The 537-nt window shown below is 41.9% G+C and carries 2 tRNA genes; both read right to left on the bottom strand.

Annotated features, from left to right (window positions below):
- Nucleotides 1–173: 173 nt before the first annotated feature.
- Nucleotides 174–249, bottom strand: a tRNA-Ala gene (locus E2R67_RS16485).
- A 115-nt stretch (nt 250–364) separates the two neighbouring features.
- Nucleotides 365–441 (bottom strand) — tRNA-Ile (locus E2R67_RS16480).
- Between the last annotated feature and the right edge of the window lie 96 nt (nt 442–537).

Raw genomic sequence — 537 nt, 5'->3', positions numbered from 1 at the left:
GATAAATAAGAACATTTATCAGCTTTCCTAATTGTTAAAGAGCAGACTTTTTCGTTAAAAAAAGCCTTAGGTAAGTAGTGTTACTTATCTAAGGCTTCTAATCCATGTCATGGTTCATCACACTGAACTTTATAATAAGAAAAGATTAATTATCTTTTCGTATGAAAGTGGTGTGGTGGAGCTATGCGGGATCGAACCGCAGACCTCCTGCGTGCAAGGCAGGCGCTCTCCCAGCTGAGCTATAGCCCCAACATGGTCATAGATAGTTTTTATTAAGTTACCAAATCGGACTAGGACAAGGCATAAAGTAAGGACGTTTAGTTCACTAAACGACGCGCTTTATAACGCAGTAGTAGTGCGATTTTGGTGGGTCTGGGCAGATTCGAACTGCCGACCTCACCCTTATCAGGGGTGCGCTCTAACCAACTGAGCTACAGACCCATAAAAGGTCTATCTATTCTCTTTTACATTTCAATCAAACAATCTGTGTGGGCACTCATTGCCCCTAACGCACATTTGCTACGCAAATCTACTATC

It is taken from the genome of Psychromonas algicola (assembly GCF_004378355.1).
Classification (GTDB): Bacteria; Pseudomonadota; Gammaproteobacteria; order Enterobacterales; family Psychromonadaceae; genus Psychromonas.
This window is presented reverse-complemented; position numbering and strand designations above follow the sequence as displayed.